This window comes from Nocardia sp. AB354 (assembly GCF_049538315.1).
Classification (GTDB): domain Bacteria; phylum Actinomycetota; class Actinomycetes; order Mycobacteriales; family Mycobacteriaceae; genus Nocardia; species Nocardia nova.
On record NZ_JBMVFU010000013.1, the window covers coordinates 39,971 to 58,229 of the forward strand.

The window sequence follows — 18,259 nt, forward strand, 5'->3', positions numbered from 1 at the left end:
AAATCCCAACTAGCTGATCGCTAACAGAGCAGAGCGGGGAAGATTTCCGTGGCACAGGACGTGCTCACCGACCTCAACAAGGTCCGCAACATCGGCATCATGGCTCACATCGATGCCGGCAAGACGACCACTACCGAACGAATCCTGTTCTACACCGGTGTGAACTACAAGATCGGTGAGACCCACGACGGTGCGTCGACCACCGACTGGATGGAGCAGGAGCAGGAACGCGGCATCACCATCACCTCGGCGGCGGTGACGTGTTTCTGGAACCAGAACCAGATCAACATCATCGACACCCCCGGCCACGTCGACTTCACCGTCGAGGTGGAGCGTTCGCTGCGTGTGCTCGACGGCGCCGTCGCGGTGTTCGACGGTAAAGAGGGCGTCGAGCCGCAGTCGGAGCAGGTGTGGCGTCAGGCCGACAAGTACGACGTGCCGCGTATCTGCTTCGTCAACAAGATGGACAAGCTGGGCGCGGACTTCTACTTCACCGTCCAGACCATCAAGGACCGCCTGGGCGCGAAGCCACTGGTCATCCAGCTGCCGATCGGCGCGGAGGACTCCTTCGAGGGCATCGTCGACCTGGTCGAGATGAACGCCAAGGTGTGGACCGGCGAGACCAAGCTCGGTGAGAAGTACGAGGTCACCGAGATCCCGGCCGATCTGAAGGAGAAGGCCGAGCAGTACCGCCAGGAGCTGCTCGAGACCGTCGCCGAGTCGGACGAGGCGCTGCTGGAGAAGTTCTTCGGCGGCGAGGAGCTCACGATCGACGAGATCAAGGGCGCCATCCGTAAGCTGACCGTCGCCTCGGAGCTCTACCCGGTGCTGTGTGGTTCGGCGTTCAAGAACAAGGGCGTGCAGCCCATGCTCGACGCCGTCGTGGACTACCTGCCCTCGCCGCTGGACGTCGAGAACGTGGAAGGCCACGTCCCCGGCAAGGAGGACGAGGTCATCACCCGTCGGCCGAGCGCTGACGAGCCGTTCGCGGCGCTGGCGTTCAAGATCGCGGTGCACCCGTTCTTCGGCAAGCTGACCTACGTCCGCGTGTACTCGGGCAAGGTCGACTCCGGCGCCCAGGTCATCAACTCGACCAAGGGCAAGAAGGAGCGTCTGGGCAAGCTGTTCCAGATGCACTCCAACAAGGAGAACCCGGTTCCCTCGGCGTCCGCCGGCCACATCTACGCGGTCATCGGCCTGAAGGACACCACCACGGGTGACACCCTGTGCGATCCGCAGAACCAGATCGTGCTGGAGTCCATGACCTTCCCGGACCCGGTCATCGAGGTCTCGATCGAGCCCAAGACCAAGTCCGACCAGGAGAAGCTGGGCACCGCGATCCAGAAGCTCGCCGAAGAGGACCCGACCTTCTCGGTGAAGCTGGATCAGGAGACCGGCCAGACCGTCATCGGCGGTATGGGCGAGCTGCACCTCGACATCCTGGTCGACCGGATGAAGCGCGAATTCAAGGTCGAGGCGAATGTCGGTAAGCCGCAGGTGGCCTACCGCGAGACCATCACCAAGAAGGTCGAGAAGCTCGAGTACACCCACAAGAAGCAGACCGGTGGTTCGGGTCAGTTCGCCCGCGTCATCATCGGCCTGGAGCCCTTCACCGGCGAGGACGGCGCGACCTACGAGTTCGAGAACAAGGTCACCGGTGGCCGCGTTCCGCGCGAGTACATCCCGTCGGTGGACGCCGGCATCCAGGACTCCATGCAGTACGGTGTCCTCGCCGGTTACCCGCTGGTCAACCTGAAGGCCACCCTGCTCGACGGCGCCTACCACGAGGTCGACTCCTCGGAAATGGCGTTCAAGATCGCGGGTTCGATGGCTCTGAAGGAAGCGGCCCGCAAGGCCGGTCCGGTGATCCTCGAGCCGCTCATGGCTGTCGAGGTCATCACGCCCGAGGATTACATGGGCGATGTGATCGGCGACCTGAACTCCCGCCGTGGCCAGATCCAGGCCATGGAGGAACGCAGTGGTGCCCGTGTCGTCAAGGCGCTGGTTCCGCTCTCGGAGATGTTCGGTTACATCGGTGACCTGCGGTCGAAGACCCAGGGCCGGGCGAACTACTCCATGGTGTTCGATTCGTACGCGGAGGTTCCGGCCAACGTGGCGAAGGAGATCATCGCCAAGGCGACCGGCGAGTAATCGCAGTCGGGGCGGATTTGCGAGAATCCGCCCCGTTCGGTCGCGTACGACCCCCTGTAAATACAAACCGCACTGCTGCACAAAAGCACGCACTAACTAGTCCAGGAGGACAACAGTGGCGAAGGCGAAGTTCGAGCGGACGAAGCCCCACGTCAACATCGGCACCATCGGTCACGTCGACCACGGCAAGACCACGTTGACTGCCGCCATCACCAAGGTGCTGGCCGACAAGTACCCGGACCTGAACCAGAGCTTCGCGTTCGACCAGATCGACAAGGCTCCGGAGGAGAAGGCTCGTGGTATCACGATCAACATCTCCCACGTCGAGTACCAGACCGAGAAGCGTCACTACGCGCACGTCGACGCCCCCGGTCACGCCGACTACATCAAGAACATGATCACCGGCGCGGCCCAGATGGACGGCGCCATCCTGGTCGTGGCCGCCACCGACGGCCCGATGCCGCAGACCCGTGAGCACGTGCTGCTCGCCCGTCAGGTCGGCGTGCCCTACATCCTGGTCGCGCTGAACAAGTCGGACATGGTCGACGACGAGGAGATCCTCGAGCTCGTCGAGATGGAGGTCCGCGAGCTGCTGGCCGCCCAGGAGTTCGACGAGGAGGCTCCGGTCGTCCGCGTCTCCGGCCTGAAGGCCCTCGAGGGTGACGAGAAGTGGGTCGAGTCGATCGTCGAGCTGATGAACGCCGTCGACGAGTCCATCCCGGACCCGGTCCGTGAGACCGACAAGCCGTTCCTGATGCCGATCGAGGACGTCTTCACCATCACCGGTCGTGGCACCGTGGTCACCGGTCGTGTCGAGCGTGGCGTGATCAACGTCAACGAAGAGGTCGAGATCGTGGGTATCCGCGAGAAGACCACCAAGACCACCATCACCGGCATCGAGATGTTCCGCAAGCTGCTGGACCAGGGCCAGGCCGGTGACAACGTCGGTCTGCTGGTGCGTGGTATCAAGCGCGAAGATGTCGAGCGTGGTCAGGTCGTCATCAAGCCGGGCACCACCACCCCGCACACCGAGTTCGAGGGCCAGGCGTACATCTTGTCGAAGGACGAGGGCGGCCGCCACACCCCGTTCTTCAACAACTACCGCCCGCAGTTCTACTTCCGCACCACCGACGTGACCGGCGTCGTGACCCTCCCCGAGGGCACCGAGATGGTCATGCCGGGCGACAACACCGAGATGAGCGTCAAGCTGATCCAGCCGGTCGCCATGGAAGAGGGCCTGCGCTTCGCGATCCGCGAGGGTGGCCGCACCGTCGGCGCCGGCCGCGTCACCAAGGTCATCAAGTGACTTTGTGATCGGCCGTCACGACATGTGACAGCATGAAAAGGGCCGTTCCCCTCGGGGAGCGGCCCTTTTCGCGTCGCTGGCTCAGTTCTCGGTCGCCGCCAGGAGAGCTTCGGCGAATTCGCGCATCTGGTCGGCGCCGCCGAACCAGGTGGTGACGAGTTCGACTGCGGCGGTGCGGGTTCGGTGGGCGGCGGTGATGAGGCCGTTGAGGTCGACGTTGCCGGCTTCGGCGTTGCGAGCCACATTTTCCAGGGTGTGGCTGGCCAGCAGTAACTGCATCACCAGGCCGACGTCGATGGCCGGGGGTTCGCCGGTGGTCTCGGCCCGGCGGCGGGCCGCGCGGCGGGAGGTGGGGGGCAGGCCGGTGCGCGAAGCGATGTCGTCCGGTGTGTCACCGGAGTGCTGATCCCCGGTGGCGCGACGATTTCGGCGACCGCCGGTACCGGCTGCACTGGTGGACGATTCGATGTGGGCGGCGCCGATCGCCGAATCCGACTGTGTCGCACCGTCTTCCGGGGCCTCGGTCGTCGAGTCGTCGGCTCGGGTTTCCGCTGCGAGCGACCGGTGCCGGCTGGTCGGAACGGACTCCGCCACCCGGGCTTCCGCGGCGCGTCGTCGCAGGACGTCGGTATCGGACTGTTCGGCGAGGGTACTCGTCGGGGCCGAGCGCAGGCCCACCGACGCCCCGTTGCGGGAGGGAAGCTGGTGGGAAGCGGCGTGGGCGTTGTCCGCGCGGCTGCGGATCGCCGGGAGCATGTCGGTGTTCTGCCACGATTGCGGATCTCCGGAGCCGGCTTCGTCCGTTCGGTCGGCCGGATCGGAGTGGGCCGGGGGCGTCGACTCCGCGCGGTGGGAGTGTGCCGGCTCGTTCGAATGCCGGTGCGGCAGCCGCGCCGCGGGGGTCGCCGGCTCACCCTTGTCGTCCTCCGCTGTGCCCGTATTCGCCTCGGCGACGGTGTGTTCGGCGGCCTGGGCGCTCTCGGCGACGGATTCGGCCCGCGTAATGGGGTGTGGTGTGTGCTCGCTCCCGGCTGCCGATTCGGTGGTCGCGGTGGGTCGGAGGGCTTCGTCGGGCGACCGGTCGGTCAGTGGGGTCGCGGCGAGCCGTGCGGGATCGGCGTCGCCGCCGGCCGATGTCGCGTGACCGATCGCCGTGCGGTTCACACCTTCCGCTGTCGCGGGGCGGGATTCACTCTCGCTCCCGGAGGCGGCTGCGGGCGGCTCGTTGCCGGCGGATGCCGGTTCGGTCACCGCGGTGGTGTGCTGCTCACCGGTTGCCGATTCGGTTGCCGCGATGTCGCCGGGCAGCCGGGCCGCGGCGGTGTTCGCGGCGGGCTGCTCGTCGCCGCGTGCCCGCCGAGCCGCACGGGGAATGGGCCGGCGGGGAGTGTCCGGGCGCGGGTCGGTGCTCGCCGGTGTCGCGTCGGCGGCGAGACCCGTTCCGGCACCGGCCGGTTCGGTCCGGACGATGCCGTGAGCGGGAGTGGGAAGCCGCATCGGGAGTTTCGGCGGAGCCGGGACGGATGCGGTCGACGGGGCACCGGATTCGACCGGATCGGATCGCCGCGGTTCCGGCGGCTCGGCGGACGCCTCGGCCGGCTCGATTTCGGCGGTACGGGAGCGACTCTGCCGCCCGGGGTCGATGCCCAGGCTCTCGGCGATGCGGCGGACGGTGTCCTCCGGATCCTGGGCTCCGGCATCGAGTTCGGTTTCCCAGCTTGCCTTCTCCGGCGTCGAGTTCTCGTTGTCGCCGGGAGCCGTGGACGATCCCAGGACACCCGATCTCGGATCCACCGGCGGCGTCTCCGCCGCGCTCACCGCGAAACTGGAGGTCGGAGCGGATTCGTCGTCTGCCGCAGGATTGTTCCGCGACTGCGCCGCACCTTGCTCGTAATCCGCATCGAACGGTGAGGCGAACATGCTGCGCTGCGCGGGTTCTCGGGTGGCCAGCGGCGGGATGTTCGTGCGGGCCGATGTGTCGCGGACCGGCAGCGGCGGTGCGGCGGGAGGTGCCGGAACCGCGGTGCCGGCGAGGTAGTCGGGTGAAAAGGAAGGGACATCGGTGGGCGAGGCGACCGGGGGCGGGCCGAAAACGCTCTCACCCGATCCGGACTCACCGAATTCGGCGCTGTCCCAGCGCAGTCCGAACTTCTCGGCACCGCCGTGCGCGGGACCGCCGCCACCCGTCTGCTGGCCCGGCTCCTCCTCGGAGCGGGTCAGTCGGTGCCCCTCTCGTGCAGTATGGGGTTCTCCGAAACGGGCATTGGCGGGATCCGTCATACACTCCATTCTTATCGCTCACGTTTCGGGGTGCGAGTTCGCGGGGGTGTGCGACGGTTCCCGCCGCCCTTGCGCCGCAGCTCAATCCGTCCGTTTTGCGAGTTCGGTACCGCGGCGCAGGGTGAGCGACATCAGTTCACTCGGCTCGTCCACCTCGATCCGATGCCAACACCCCCGCGGCACGATGAACGCCTGTCCGGCGCGCAGCGAGACCGGTCCCGCCGCGTCGCCGGGCTCACGCAGATACATCCGGATTCCGCCCGAGAGCACCGCCACCAACTCCTCTCCGCTCGGATGCATTTCCCAGTGGTCGCCGTGGACGTCGGCGTCGGTGGCCACCCGGAAAGTCGCCAGCGTCCACCCCTCCATATCTCCGGACATACGGCGTTGTTCGTCGAAAACCCGGCCGTCGGGCAGCATTCGGATGCCGCGGGCGAACAGGTCGACAGGTGCGAGGTGCATGGTGGTGCCTTTCATCCGGCCGCGAGTGGCGTGATCGCTGCCGGAGCGGAGCCCGGTGCGCATTTTCTATACATGTATAAAAAGTAACCGACCGCGATGCTCGCTGTCGAGACCTCGTGTCAAGATGGCCGGGTGAGCACCCGAACCGGACGTCCGCCGCGGTTGTCCCGCGCGCAGATCGTGGCCGCCGCGCGCGAGCTGATCGAGACCCACGGCGTGCAGGCGCTGACCATGCGGCGCCTGGCCGCCGAACTCGGCGCGACGCCGATGGCGCTCTATCACCACGTACCGGACAAGGATGCGCTGCTGCTGCTTCTGCTCGACGACGTGGCGACGGGGGCGGTCCATCCGCCACTGCCGGACGACCCCAGGGAACGCCTGATCGTCGCGGCCCGCGCGATGCACGACATCCTGGCCCCGGTTCCGTGGATCACCGAGGTGCTCACCGCCGACGACCTGCTCTCACCGGCCGCGCTCTGGTATCCCGAGACGATTCTGGACGCGGCGATGGACGCCGGACTGGATGCCGAGCGGGCGGTGCACGCCTATCGGACGATCTGGTACTACACCGCCGGGGAAATTCTGATTCGGGCCGCGGCTCGCCGGCGGCGCGACGACGACCGGCCGGTGTTCCGGGAGCGCGTCTTCGCCGATATCGATGCCGGCGAACTTCCGCGCCTGGCGGCCGTGGCCGACCGGTGGGGCGCGCTCACCGCGGCCGACACCTACGCGGAGGGATTGCGCGCGTTGGTCGATGGTCTGCTGCCGGCTCGCTGAACCGGCGGCGCCGGCTCAGCCCAGGCTGGTCATGCCGGCCGCGACGACCCGGGAGAGGTTCGTGATCTCCTCGGCGCCGGCGAGTGTCAATCCGTCCAGTGCGTGCAACCGGTCGGTGCTCGCGATGGTGAGCATGGCCGACACCCAGGCGGCTGCGCAGGCCCGGAGGGTTCCGGGCTGTACCTGCCCGGGCGCACTCGCCTGCAATACCCGGGCGGTGACGTCGAGCAGCTGATCGCGCATGCGGCGCACCTGTTTTCGCACATCCGGATGCGTATCGGCCTCGCGCCACATGATCACGCGCAGCACCGAGGAATGGTGGTCGCGCAGATTCAGCGCCGCGTCGAGGTTCACCAGGCTGGTCGCCGGATCGCCGGGCCGGACCACCGTGGCGATGTCGTCGATCGGATGCGCGGGAATTCGCTCGGCCATCAGCGCCGAGAGGATCGAGTCCTTGGTGGGGAAGTAATAGAAGACCAGCCCCTTCGGAACGCCGGCCGCGGCGGCTATCGCAGCCGTCGCGGTCGCGTCGAATCCGTGTGCCGCGAACAGGCTTTCGGCGGCATCCAGAATCAGGGCGCGGGCGTCGCCGTCGACCTTGCTGCTGCGGCGACGCCCCGCTCGACGGGGTTTGGGCATCTGCATCAGTGAGCAGCATGCATCCGTGCCGATACCTGCGGAAGGGCGGCCAGGGCGACCACGACGGTCAGTACGCCGACGATCCACGCGGTCCACGACGCCGCGCTGAAGGAGCTGAAGTTCATCACCCACGGCGAGATGAACAGCAGGACGCCGAACAGGCCCATCGCGTAATCGGTTCCGGCGATGCCCGGACGGGTGAACTGGACCAGGCCGGCCAGGGCGATCAGCACGCCGAGCACGATCAGGGTCCACATGGCGCGGTTGCTGTGGTCGGTCCAGATGGGGGACAGGGCGGTATAGACGCCCAGTGCCACGGCCACGGAACTCAGGGTGCGGTTTTCGGTGAGCATGGGTGCCTCCTCGGGGGCGGAATTATGTTCTGATCTCGGTATAACTCTGATTGACCGCCCGATCAATACTTGTTCCGGAAAATTCCTGCACTCGCGTCGGATATGGCGCCCGTCACCGCATTCTAGAACGTGTTCTAGTTTATGGTGGATTGGTGCAGCAATACGTGCCAGCAGTGGGAACCGAGCCAGGAGCGCAGCGATGACAGCCCCGATCGTGATCGTCGGCGCCGGTCTGGCCGGCCTGCGTACCGCGGAGGAATTGCGCCGCGCCGGATACGAGGGCGGAGTGATCCTCGTCGGTGACGAACAGCGCCTGCCCTACGATCGGCCGCCGTTGTCCAAGCAGTTCGTGCGCGGCGAGACCGAGGATACGACGCTGCGCCCCGCCGAATTCTTCGCCGAGAAGAACATCGAGCTGCGACTGGGCCTGGCCGCGACCGGAGTCGACACCGCGGCGCGCACCGTGACCTTCGACGACGGCTCCGTGCTCGAGTACGGACAGCTGATCATCGCAACAGGCCTGCGCCCCAAGCGGATTCCGGGTCTGCCCGAGGCTGCCGGTGTCCACGTCCTGCGGCGGCACGAGGATGCGGCCGCGCTGCGCGACGGACTGGCCACCGCGCGCCGGGCGCTGGTGGTCGGCGCCGGATTCATCGGCTGCGAGCTGGCGGCGAGCTTCCGTTCCCGCGGCGTCGACGTGGTGCTGGTGGAACCACAGCCCACCCCGCTGGCCGCCGCGCTGGGCGAGGCGGTCGGCCGCCTGGTCGGGCGCATGCACCGCGACGAAGGGGTGGACCTGCGCTGCGGCGTCGGACTGAGCTCGTTGCAGGTCGACGACGGCGCGGTTACCGGGGCCACCCTCACCGACGGCACTACGGTCACCGCCGATCTGGTGGTCATCGGTGTCGGCTCCGCGCCGATCACCGAATGGCTGGCCGGATCCGGCATCCCGCTGGCGGAACCGCAGGCGGGCGGGGGTGTCCTCGCCGACGAGGTGGGCCGCACCTCGGTCGAGGGGGTGTGGGCGGTCGGCGATGTCGCCGCGTGGCGCCACGACAACGGCCGGCACAAGCGGGTGGAGCACTGGACCAACGCCGGCGAGCAGGCACGGCTGCTGGTGACCGCGCTGCTCGGCGGCGACGTTCCCACGGCCGCGCGGGTGCCGTACGTGTGGAGTGACCAGTACGACCTGAAGATCCAGGTCCTCGGCACCCCGGCGGGCGCCGACGAGATCCGGATCGTCGAGGACGACGGCCGCAAATTCCTGGCGCACTACTTCGACGGCGGAGTCCTGACCGCCGTGGTCGGCGGCGGTCGCACCGCGCAGGTGATGAAGATGCGCGCCGAACTCGCAGCCAACGCCAGGTCCGCCGCACCCGCGAGCTGAACGCCCGCAACGGGCCGTGCCGCCCGGATCGGTCGGTGCGACGGCACGCCAGCGCCGCGCGGAACAGGTCCGGTCGATACCCCGGTCGGGCGTAAGGGTTCGTGGCGACGCTAATACAGTGGCTGGGTGATCGTTGCGCTCATCGATTCGGGACTGGGGTTGTTGCCGACGGGGGCGTGGCTGCGCAAGTTGCGTCCCGACCTCGATCTGCTGCTGCAACTGGATCCCGATGGTGCGCCGTGGGGGCCCAAACCCGAGCAGTGGGTGATCGATCGGGTGCTGGATGCGGCCCGCCGATCGTTGCGGCTCGGCGCGGAGGCCATTGTGCTGCCGTGCAATACCGCCAGCGTCACCGCACTCGAACAGGTGCGGGCCGAGGTCGGGCCCGAGGTGCCGGTGATCGGCACCGTCCCCGCGATCAAACCGGCGGCCGCCGCGTGTGCCTCGGTCGCGGTGTGGGCGACCGCGGCCACGACCGCGAGCCGCTACCAGGCCGATCTCATCGCTCGCTTCGGCGGTGACGCCGATGTGACCGGTGTGGCGTGCCACGGCCTCGCCGACGCGATCGACCGCGGAGATCTCCAGGCCGTCGAGCACGCCATCGCCCGCGCCGCCGAGCAGACTCCCGCCGGCACCGAGGCGGTCGTCCTCGGCTGCACCCACTACCCGCTGGTCCTCGATTCCATCGTGGCCGCGCTGCCCTCGGGCGTCCGGCTGTTCGACAGCGCGGAAGCCGTTGCGGGCCAGACACTTCGGCGTATCGACGCCCTGGGCCGGCCGACCGCAGGCGCCGGCACGGTGACGGTCTACAACAGCGGCCGCGCCGGTGAACTGCCCGCGAGTGCCGCGGCCTTCGAATCCGGCCGTGTGCTCGGAGCGGTCGACACCGCGTGCCCGACCGCCTAGCTTCGCGGGGGCACTCGGCGTAGCCGGTGTCGACCCGGTCACGTTCGCGCCCGCGCTTCCCGCCGGCCGGGCACTACCGGCGCCGGTGCCGACGATCGAAACCTGTTCCGGGACAACTTCTTTCGCCACATCTCGCCGGTGCTCCGGAAAATGGCTGTGACCTGCGCCCCAGTCAGCCGTGGGAGGTCTGGTGGCCCGTACTCGGACGCGGTTCTACCGTGATTTTTCGCAGACGTACAGCGCGGTCGTCGACGCATTTCCGCACCCACCCCTACCGGGCCGGCCGCCACGAGGCCGGCGCATCGGTAACAGACAGACCCGGAGTTATGGCTACCCGAACGCCTTGGAGCGATGTTCATCCCGGAACCGGCGACCTCGAATCGTCCGGCTCACTACCGACGCCACCGGGTGGTCGCCGTCTGAGCTGGGGATACCTGTGCGGGGCCGTGTTGAGCGCCGCGACTCTCGTCCTGTTGTTCCAGCCCTGGTTGTCGGCCTCCGGACCGGGCGGCGCGATCCGGTCGGATGCCTTCGGCAGGCTGACCGGTACGACCGTGTCCCAACAGGACTGGGCGGGTGCCGGGCTGCGCGACACCGATATCAGCGGCACGTGGGCGGTGCTGACCTGTGTCGCGGTGCTCGCGACGATCTTCGCCGCGGTGGCGTATCTGCGCACCCGCGCGTCGATATTCTCCGCCGCGGCCGCGGTGGCGGGGACCGGTGTGGCGGTGTTCGTCCTCGCGGATGTGCTGTACCTCGACAACAAGGAATCCGAGATGCGCGCGGCGGTCGCGGACGACAGCAGTTTCTCCGGCATCCTCCGCGGTCTCTTCGGTGGGGCACATGCCGCGCATCAACTGGCGGGGGCCCATCTCGATTTCGCCGCGATGCTCGCCGGAATCACGGCTTTCGGCGCCGCGGCCTGTGTGCTGACGAATCATCTGCGCGACAATCCGATTGTGCGCACCGCTGCCCGGCCGACGACGCGATCGGTCGCAGTCGCACACCCCTCGACACCGACCGCACCTCATGTGGCGCCGGCCGCACCGCGACTGGGGTCGCTTGCGGCGACCGCATCGCAGCCGGTACCGACCGCACCTCATGTGGCGCCGGCCGCGCTCTATCCGGCGTCGATCGCATCCCAGCCGGTGCCGACCGCCCCCAATCCGATGCCGATGGCACCGCACCCGGCTCCGGCCGCATCCCCGCTGGCTCCGGTGGCAACGCAGCTTGTTCCGGCCGCATCCCATTTGACGTCGGCCGCATCGCAGGTGGTCCAGGCCGCACCCACTTTGGCGCCGGCGGGACCGCAGCCGGTGCCGACGGCTGCCAATCCGGTGCCGGCGGCAACGCACCCGGCTCCGACAGCACCCAATCCGGCACCGCCCGCACCGGCGACACCCCCGGCGCCCGTTGTCGAATTCGGGGATATCACCGCGGAGCGGCACGAGCCCGCACCGAGCGCCGCCGAACTCCCGCCGTTTCCGGTTCGGAAACAACCGAGCTGGCGCATCGTCATTCCCGCGGGAGCGGTGTCCGCGCACGCTCCGGCGCGGGGGGAGCGCACCTTCGCCAACTAGATCCGCAACGGCACGTGTCCGGCCGCGGCCGGACACGTTGTCGTCGGGAATCGGGTGAAGAGTGAGTGATACTGCCGTACATGATCGTTGCGCATCATCCGGAGGATCGGCATTCGGCGTCGGGCGGTGTCGGCGGAGTGCGGGCATGAACTCCGCGCCGACCGCCGCCGATGTCGCCCGTGCCATGGACGAGCTGGGAGATCCCGGCCGCGCCCTCGAGTTGCGGCGGTTCTTCAAAACCGGGCCCGGGGACTACGGCGAGGGCGACGTCTTCCTCGGAGTCCCTGTGCCGCAGACCCGCAAGGTCGCGAAACAATTTTCCGCACTGCCCGTTTCGGAGATAGCTGAGCTTTTGCGGAGTCCGGTGCACGAACATCGGCTCGCGGCGTTGGTGATCGCGAACAATGCCATGGCGAAGGCGGGGAAACCGCGCACGTACGACGTTGCCGCGCAACAGGAAATCGTGGAGATGTATCTGGCGGCGGTGCGCCGCGGGCGCGTGAACAATTGGGATCTGGTCGACGTGTCGGCCGAGAACATCCTCGGCCCGTGGTTACTGGAACGGCCGCGCGATCTGCTCGACGAACTGGCGCGGTCGGAATCGCTGTGGGAACGACGGGTCGCATTGCTGACGACCTTCGCATTCATCAAGGCCGGCGACGCCTCGACCACGTTCGCACTGTGCGAACGGCTGCTCGACGATCGGCGCGACCTGATTCAGAAGGCGGTCGGATGGATGCTGCGGGAAGTCGGCAAACGGGTGGACCGCGCCCTGCTCACCGAATTCCTGGACCGCCGTGCCCACGATATGGGCCGCACGGCATTGAGTTACGCCACCGAACATCTGGAACCCGAGACGCGCGCGGCCTATCGGGCGCAACGGCAGGCGCCGTAAGCCGGCCCGCCCACTACGCGGTGTCCGCCGCGGTGCCGATACGGCGCCCATGCACCGCGGCGGATTCCCCTGCCGCGCACGGCCCAGCGGTCGGCTGCGGCAGCGGCGGTCCTCAGAACTGGATCTTCAGATGATCGGTGACCGGATGCGCCTGGCACCCGAGGATGTACCCGGCTTCGATGTCCTCCGGATCGAGAATCTCCGAATTGTCCATCTCCACTTTGCCTTCCAGCACGGTGCAGGCGCAGGAGCCGCATTCGCCTTCCTGGCAGGAGTACGGCACGTCCAGGCCCTTGGCGAGCATGATGTCGACCAGGGTCTGACGCCGCGGCCACTGCATGGAATGGGTCTGGCCGTCGAGTTCGACCTCCACGGTGGCCGCGTCGGCGGCGTCCTCCTCGCTGACCTCGACGGGGGCGCCGGCGGCGAACGGATCGCCGGACAGCGAATTGAAGACCTCGGCGTGGGTGCGGTTGCGTGGCACCTCCAGCTGGGCCAGTGCGTCGTGCACCCGGTCCATGAACGCCTTCGGCCCGCACATGAAGGCGCGGAAACCGGTGTACGGGGTGCACAGCGCGGCCAGTCCGTCGGCGGTGGGCAGGCCCTGCAGCGTCTCCAGCCAGTGCACCACCACGAGCCGCTGCGGATTCTTGTCGGCGAGTTCGCGCAGTTCGTCGGCGAAGATGACCGATTCCGGATCGCGGTTGGCGTAGACCAGCACGATCCGGCCGGTACCACGGGCGAGCGCCGATTTCAGGATCGACATCACCGGGGTGACACCGCTGCCGGCGGCGAACAGCAGCAGGTCCTCGTCCAGATCCTTCGGCGTGAAGACGCCGGAAGGCGGCAGCACCTCGATCTCGTCACCGGCTTGCACGTTGTCGCACACCCAGTTCGACGCGTATCCGTCGACCGTGCGCTTCACGGTGACCTTCGGTTGCACATCGGTGTGCGGTGAGCTGGCCAGCGAATAGCAGCGCGCGACCGAACCGGTGCGCTCGCTCGGGATGCGCAGCGTCAGGAACTGGCCGGGCTGGTAGGCGAAGCGCTCGCGCAGTTCTTCGGGCACGTCGAAGACCAGCGAACAGGCGTCGGCCGTCTCGTTGACGACAGCGGCGACCCGCAGCACGGCCGATCGTGAGCTGTGCGGTACGACGGGATCGGCGGTGGTCATGGTGTCCTCTCGGGGCCGGGCGCTGGAGCAGGTAAACTAGAACGTGTTCTAATTTATGATACGTGGCCGTCCCGCTGCCGGACAAGCTGGGCCTCGAGCCCCGCGATCAGCACATCCATACCGAAGTCGTAGGAGTATTTGCCGCGCAGATCGCCCATGTGCTTGACGGCCCGCTCGACGGCTTCGGGAAGCGGCATGTCGACCAGCGCGGATCGGTCCCGTGGATTGACCCGGGCGCGGCCGAACAGATACGTGTGAATGGTGGCATAGGCGGCGAGCACATTGCGATCGTCGAAGCCCGCATCGGACAGGATTTCCATCACAGCGGCGATCAGATCGAGCTGTTTGCCCAGCGTCTGTTCGATCAGCACATCGCCGAGGCCCGGATGTTTGCGCAGCTTCTCGTCGATCTGATCGATGAGTTCGCGCAGGCGCTGCTGCCAGGTGCCGAATTCCGGCGGTGGGGTCCGCACGCCGGTCAGGGCCGCGCTGGCCACCAGATCGAGCAATTCGCGCTTGTCGGCGACGTAGTAGTAGGGCGCCATCGGCGAGACGCCCAGTTCGCGGGAGAGCCGGCGCATCGACAGCTTCTCCACGCCGTCGGCGCGCACCACACGCAATGCGGCCTCGACTATCTCGGCTTCCGAGAGTGTGTTGCCGCCCCCGCTCGTCTGCATCCGTCCGACTCCCATGCCACCTCTAGACCTGCGCAGCCCGCCCGACGGCCACCCGTCATCTGCTGTTCAACGTGCTTGCCTTCCGCAGTCTAGAGTGCGCGTTCGTGGTCGCGGCCCGGTACGTGGAGGAGATCGGCGCACACGGCGACGCCGCATCTCACGCGGTAGTAGCCGGAGATGAACTATCGCGTCCCACGCGGAATCTCGTTGATCATGAAGCGAATGTTGCCGTGCGATAGCCAGATAGCGTCGATGGTCATTGACACCCACGCAACGCCGGAGCCGGTGGGTTGCCGCCGGATTCGTATCGAATTCGGTCCGTTTTTTTCGACACGGGATGCCCGGAGGGCGGTTAGCGCATAGCATTCTTGGAATGCGCCATGATCGACTGCCCAACGGGTTCGGGGTGCGAATCGATCCTCGGGTGCGCACCTATTCCGGTGGACGGCTCTTGGTCGGTGGCTCGCCGACGAGGTTGCTGAAACTTGCTCCGGAAGCGGCCGCCCTGATCGGTGACGGGTATCTCGAAGTGACGGATCCCCAGTCCGCAGTGGTTGCCAGACGGCTGCTCGACTCCGGGGTGGCCAACCCGCGTCCGCGCCTGCTTCCTTCCCCGGAAGAGGTCACGGTCGTGGTGCCGCATTGCAACGACGCCGCCGGATTGCAGCGGCTGCTCTCTACCCTGCGCGGGCACAGCGTGGTGGTCGTGGACGACGGTTCGGACCGGCCGGTTCGGATTCCGCGCACCGGCGGCCGTTGTCGCGTCACGGTGCTCCGCCACGATGCACGCCAGGGCGTGGTCGCCGCGCGCAATGCCGGACTGCGGGCGGCGACAACGGAATTCGTCGCATTCCTGGATTCCGATGTGGTCCCCCGCGCGGGCTGGCTGGAGGTCATGCTCGGCCATTTCAGCGATCCCGAGGTCGCGTTGGTCGCGCCCCGCATCGTCGCGCGCGAGCCGGATGCCAGTGTGCTGGGCCGCTACGAGAGCGCGCGGTCGTCGCTGGATTTCGGCCGCCGGGAAACCGCGGTCAGTTCGCGCGGCTCGGTGTCGTACGCGCCGGGCGCGGCCCTGCTGGTGCGGCGGCACGCCCTGCTGGCCGAGGGCGGATTCGACGAGCAGATGCGCTCGGCCGCCGATATCGATCTGTGCTGGCGACTCGAGCGCGCCGGCTGGCGGTTGCGCTACGAGCCCGCCGCGCACGTCGCCTGCGATCAACCGGCCTCGTTCGGTAAGTGGTTCGGGCGCAAGGTTTCTCACGGCGCCGCCGCGGCGCCGCTGGCCCGGCGCCACGCCGGGATGGTCGCCCCGCTGTCGGTGCCGTTCTGGACCGTCGCCGCGACCGCGCTGCTGGCCACCGCCTCGCGGGCCGGAATCCTGGGCGGGCTCGCCACGCTGCTCGCCGCGCTGATCCGGCTGCGGCGGGTGTTCGCCGAACTCGACAATCCGACGCGGGTGGCGGCCATCCATCTGGCCCGCGGATTCTCCGCCGGGGTGTGGCGGATCGTCTCGGCGCTGTGCCGGCACTACTGGCCGGTGACCGTGCTGGCGATGATCGCCTCCCGGCGCATCCGCCGGCTGGCGATCGCGCTGGCGATCGCCGACGGACTGGCCGACTGGTTCACCCACCGCGATGCCGGCGGCCTGGATCCGGTGCGGTATCTGATGTGCAAGCGGCTCGACGACCTCGCCTACGGGACCGGCCTCTGGTCGGGTGCGCTGCGTGCTCGCAACGTGGCCGCGCTGCGCCCGGCCGTTCCGCGGCATTGATGGCCGGGGTCACAGTGGGCCCCGATATGCCGTCTACCTCACATTTCGCCGCGCTCCGATGCTGGTGTGACCTGTCGGACAAACCGTATGCTTCGCCCATGCCCTTCCTGACCCGCCGGTACAGTGTGGGACGGGAAAGAAAGGCAAATGGTCAGCAATCTCACAGGCGATAACCGTCCCGAGGGCAGGGTCGAGCCCGGGACACAGCTCGGTGCGCTGGAAGCCTATGCCGCTCAGGCCCACGGTTACCTCAGCGTCGGGGGTGATCAGCTCAATCAGCTGCCCGGATTGCTGCGTCCGCTGGTTCTGGAGTCCTGGCTGCGCAGTCTGCGCGGCGGGGTCGACCCCATGGACGTACTCGACGGCCGCGGTCTGCGCGGCGCCGATCTGCAGCGCTACCGCGACAACCATCCGATTGCCGCGGTGATGCCACTGGTCGACAAGCTGCTGCTGCAGGACGCCACCGGCATCGGCCTGATCGTGGTCGTCGCCGACCAGTTCGGCCGGGTGCTGTCGGTGCACGGCAATCCCGACCGGGTCGAGGCCGCCGCCGAGGTCGGCCTGCGCGAGGGCGACGACCTGTCCGAACGCCGCATCGGCACGAACGCGGTCGGACTGGTGGTCCGCACCGGGCGCGCCACCTGGATCCACGGCCCCGAACACTTTCTGCACCGGATGCATCAGCTCACCGGGGCGGCCGCGCCCGTCCACGATCCGGACGGCCGGTTGGTCGGCGTGCTGATGATCGCCGGCGGCGTGCGCGTCGCGCGCCCGGAGATTCTGGCATTGGTGAAGGCGGCCGCGACCGCGGCGGAAATGGATCTGGTCCTCGCGGCCGTGCGCACCGAACAACGAGGCGCGGATCGCCGTGCGTCCGTGGGGCATTCGACGCCGCCGCGGACCGCCGGCCGGCTGGCGCTGGAGGTGCTGGGGCTGGGCCAGCCGCAGTTGTCGGTCGACGGCGAGCGCATCGCGTTGTCGCAGCGGCATGCCGAGATCCTGCTGCTGCTGGCCGAACACGCCGAAGGTCTGTCCGCCGATCATCTGGCGTTGCTGCTCGACGACACCGACCTCGACAACGCCACCATCCGCGCCGCCATGTCGCGGCTGCGCTCGGTGGTCGGCCCGGACGTCTTCGGCTCGCGGCCGTATCGGTTGCGGGTGCCGGTGTCCACGGATGTGGAGGCGCTGCGCGCGGCACTGGACTCCGGTGATGTGCACAGTGCGGTCCGTCATTACACCGGACCGGTGCTGCCCCGTTCGACCGCTCCCGGAGTTATAGACATTCGCGATGAATTGCGGGTGCGGCTGCGAACCGCAGTGTTACGTTCCGGTGACGCGGCCGTGCTGAGCCGTTGGACCTCGGGAGCCGAGGGGCGTGACGATGCCGCCGCATGGGTGGCCTATCGAGCCACCGCCGATCGCGATTCCGCTCTGTATGCCCAGATCGAGGCCAAAATTCGGGTGCTCGACCGGCGGATGGGCGCCGATGCAACGCAGATGCAACGTTTCGGCTCGTAGGCTCCGCGTCTGAAAGTGTCCTGACTCACACAAACAGGTCACAGTGTGGTTTCGGGCACATCTCTGCCCCGAGATCGACCGAATTGGACGCTAGTCCGAGTTTTTTTGAAGGAACTGATTCCTTTTTATTAGTCTTCGGCCTAGTGTTCGCTGCATGAACGGTGGCGCGGGTCGCCACCGGCCGATGCAGGAGATGAGGCCGCGGGAGCTCGGGGCCGCGATGTTGGAGGAAGTCGAGTTCGAGGATGAGTTGGTGACCGCACCGGTTCACCGAAATTACTGAGACACAAACCATTTCGCTCTTTCACACCTACGCGATCGCGTGAGGTGTATTCGCCGAACCATCCGTGGCAAAGCCAGGGTCCGCGCCGTCGCGCGGG

15 protein-coding genes are annotated in these 18,259 nt (G+C 67.8%); 9 read left to right on the forward strand and 6 right to left on the reverse strand.

Going from position 1 to position 18,259, the window contains the following annotated elements:
• Window positions 1–48 precede the first annotated feature (48 nt).
• Both fusA and tuf read left to right on the forward strand, forming a co-directional pair.
• Window positions 49–2,151 carry an elongation factor G gene (fusA, locus tag ACPCUW_RS19870; RefSeq protein ID WP_063013628.1) on the forward strand — a complete coding sequence of 701 codons (2,103 nt, stop codon included), beginning with the start codon at window positions 49–51 and terminating at the stop codon, window positions 2,149–2,151.
• Window positions 2,152–2,266: 115 nt separating this feature from the next.
• On the forward strand, window positions 2,267–3,457 hold the full coding sequence (tuf, locus tag ACPCUW_RS19875; protein ID WP_063013626.1) for an elongation factor Tu: 1,191 nt from the start codon (window positions 2,267–2,269) through the stop codon (window positions 3,455–3,457).
• Between the two features lie 81 nt (window positions 3,458–3,538).
• On the opposite strand, the gene ACPCUW_RS19880 is transcribed toward tuf, so the two are convergent.
• Both ACPCUW_RS19880 and ACPCUW_RS19885 read right to left on the reverse strand, forming a co-directional pair.
• Window positions 3,539–5,737, reverse strand: coding sequence for a hypothetical protein (locus tag ACPCUW_RS19880; protein WP_423426378.1), 2,199 nt, complete (start codon window positions 5,735–5,737; stop codon window positions 3,539–3,541).
• 81 nt (window positions 5,738–5,818) lie between these two features.
• Complete coding sequence (locus ACPCUW_RS19885; protein ID WP_245007883.1) at window positions 5,819–6,262, reverse strand: cupin domain-containing protein; 444 nt, start codon at window positions 6,260–6,262, stop codon at window positions 5,819–5,821.
• Window positions 6,263–6,331: 69 nt separating this feature from the next.
• Between ACPCUW_RS19885 and ACPCUW_RS19890 the strand changes: the two genes are divergently transcribed.
• The gene (locus ACPCUW_RS19890; protein WP_423426379.1) at window positions 6,332–6,976 is read left to right on the forward strand and encodes a TetR/AcrR family transcriptional regulator; all 645 of its coding nucleotides are present in this window, start codon (window positions 6,332–6,334) and stop codon (window positions 6,974–6,976) included.
• 15 nt (window positions 6,977–6,991) lie between these two features.
• Here ACPCUW_RS19890 and ACPCUW_RS19895 read toward each other — a convergent pair whose 3' ends face one another.
• Entirely contained in the window at window positions 6,992–7,621 is a 630-nt protein-coding gene (locus ACPCUW_RS19895) for a TetR/AcrR family transcriptional regulator (RefSeq protein ID WP_423426381.1), read from the reverse strand.
• The gene (locus tag ACPCUW_RS19900) at window positions 7,621–7,968 is read right to left on the reverse strand and encodes an SPW repeat protein (RefSeq protein WP_423426383.1); all 348 of its coding nucleotides are present in this window, start codon (window positions 7,966–7,968) and stop codon (window positions 7,621–7,623) included. The genes ACPCUW_RS19895 and ACPCUW_RS19900 overlap by 1 nt, the downstream gene beginning before the upstream one ends.
• 199 nt (window positions 7,969–8,167) lie before the next feature.
• On the opposite strand from ACPCUW_RS19900, the gene ACPCUW_RS19905 reads away from it, so the two are divergent.
• The 4 genes from ACPCUW_RS19905 (at window position 8,168) to ACPCUW_RS19920 (ending at window position 12,736) form a co-directional block, all read left to right on the forward strand.
• Window positions 8,168–9,355 (forward strand): NAD(P)/FAD-dependent oxidoreductase, encoded by a 1,188-nt coding sequence (locus tag ACPCUW_RS19905; RefSeq protein WP_423426384.1) that lies wholly within the window; start codon window positions 8,168–8,170, stop codon window positions 9,353–9,355.
• Between the two features lie 126 nt (window positions 9,356–9,481).
• Entirely contained in the window at window positions 9,482–10,261 is a 780-nt protein-coding gene (locus ACPCUW_RS19910; protein WP_064906676.1) for a glutamate racemase, read from the forward strand.
• 449 nt (window positions 10,262–10,710) lie between these two features.
• Window positions 10,711–11,841, forward strand: a complete 1,131-nt coding sequence (locus ACPCUW_RS19915; RefSeq protein ID WP_423426385.1) for a hypothetical protein — start codon at window positions 10,711–10,713, stop codon at window positions 11,839–11,841.
• Between the two features lie 145 nt (window positions 11,842–11,986).
• Window positions 11,987–12,736 carry a DNA alkylation repair protein gene (locus tag ACPCUW_RS19920; RefSeq protein ID WP_423426387.1) on the forward strand — a complete coding sequence of 250 codons (750 nt, stop codon included), beginning with the start codon at window positions 11,987–11,989 and terminating at the stop codon, window positions 12,734–12,736.
• A 112-nt stretch (window positions 12,737–12,848) separates the two neighbouring features.
• Here the strand turns inward: ACPCUW_RS19920 and ACPCUW_RS19925 are convergent, their stop codons facing one another.
• Together ACPCUW_RS19925 and mftR2 are read right to left on the reverse strand one after the other, a co-directional pair.
• On the reverse strand, window positions 12,849–13,910 hold the full coding sequence (locus tag ACPCUW_RS19925) for a ferredoxin--NADP reductase (RefSeq protein WP_063013612.1): 1,062 nt from the start codon (window positions 13,908–13,910) through the stop codon (window positions 12,849–12,851).
• A gap of 53 nt (window positions 13,911–13,963) precedes the next feature.
• Window positions 13,964–14,587: a mycofactocin system transcriptional regulator MftR2 gene (gene mftR2 / locus ACPCUW_RS19930; RefSeq protein ID WP_030517131.1), complete on the reverse strand. Its 624-nt coding sequence runs from the start codon at window positions 14,585–14,587 to the stop codon at window positions 13,964–13,966.
• Between the two features lie 373 nt (window positions 14,588–14,960).
• On the opposite strand from mftR2, the gene mftF reads away from it, so the two are divergent.
• Both mftF and ACPCUW_RS19940 read left to right on the forward strand, forming a co-directional pair.
• Window positions 14,961–16,358 carry a mycofactocin biosynthesis glycosyltransferase MftF gene (mftF, locus tag ACPCUW_RS19935; RefSeq protein WP_423426389.1) on the forward strand — a complete coding sequence of 466 codons (1,398 nt, stop codon included), beginning with the start codon at window positions 14,961–14,963 and terminating at the stop codon, window positions 16,356–16,358.
• A gap of 147 nt (window positions 16,359–16,505) precedes the next feature.
• Window positions 16,506–17,879: a GAF domain-containing protein gene (locus tag ACPCUW_RS19940; protein ID WP_423426390.1), complete on the forward strand. Its 1,374-nt coding sequence runs from the start codon at window positions 16,506–16,508 to the stop codon at window positions 17,877–17,879.
• Window positions 17,880–18,259: the final 380 nt, after the last annotated feature.

Coding starts and splice junctions, on each gene's coding strand:
- mftF (WP_423426389.1), top strand. CDS start 14,961: ATGCGCCATGATCGACTGCCCAACGGGTTCGGGGTGCGAATCGATCCT.
- ACPCUW_RS19900 (WP_423426383.1), bottom strand. CDS start 7,968: ATGCTCACCGAAAACCGCACCCTGAGTTCCGTGGCCGTGGCACTGGGC.
- mftR2 (WP_030517131.1), bottom strand. CDS start 14,587: ATGCAGACGAGCGGGGGCGGCAACACACTCTCGGAAGCCGAGATAGTC.
- ACPCUW_RS19880 (WP_423426378.1), bottom strand. CDS start 5,737: ATGACGGATCCCGCCAATGCCCGTTTCGGAGAACCCCATACTGCACGA.
- ACPCUW_RS19895 (WP_423426381.1), bottom strand. CDS start 7,621: ATGCAGATGCCCAAACCCCGTCGAGCGGGGCGTCGCCGCAGCAGCAAG.
- ACPCUW_RS19905 (WP_423426384.1), top strand. CDS start 8,168: ATGACAGCCCCGATCGTGATCGTCGGCGCCGGTCTGGCCGGCCTGCGT.
- ACPCUW_RS19925 (WP_063013612.1), bottom strand. CDS start 13,910: ATGACCACCGCCGATCCCGTCGTACCGCACAGCTCACGATCGGCCGTG.
- ACPCUW_RS19940 (WP_423426390.1), top strand. CDS start 16,506: ATGGTCAGCAATCTCACAGGCGATAACCGTCCCGAGGGCAGGGTCGAG.
- ACPCUW_RS19885 (WP_245007883.1), bottom strand. CDS start 6,262: ATGCGCACCGGGCTCCGCTCCGGCAGCGATCACGCCACTCGCGGCCGG.
- ACPCUW_RS19920 (WP_423426387.1), top strand. CDS start 11,987: ATGAACTCCGCGCCGACCGCCGCCGATGTCGCCCGTGCCATGGACGAG.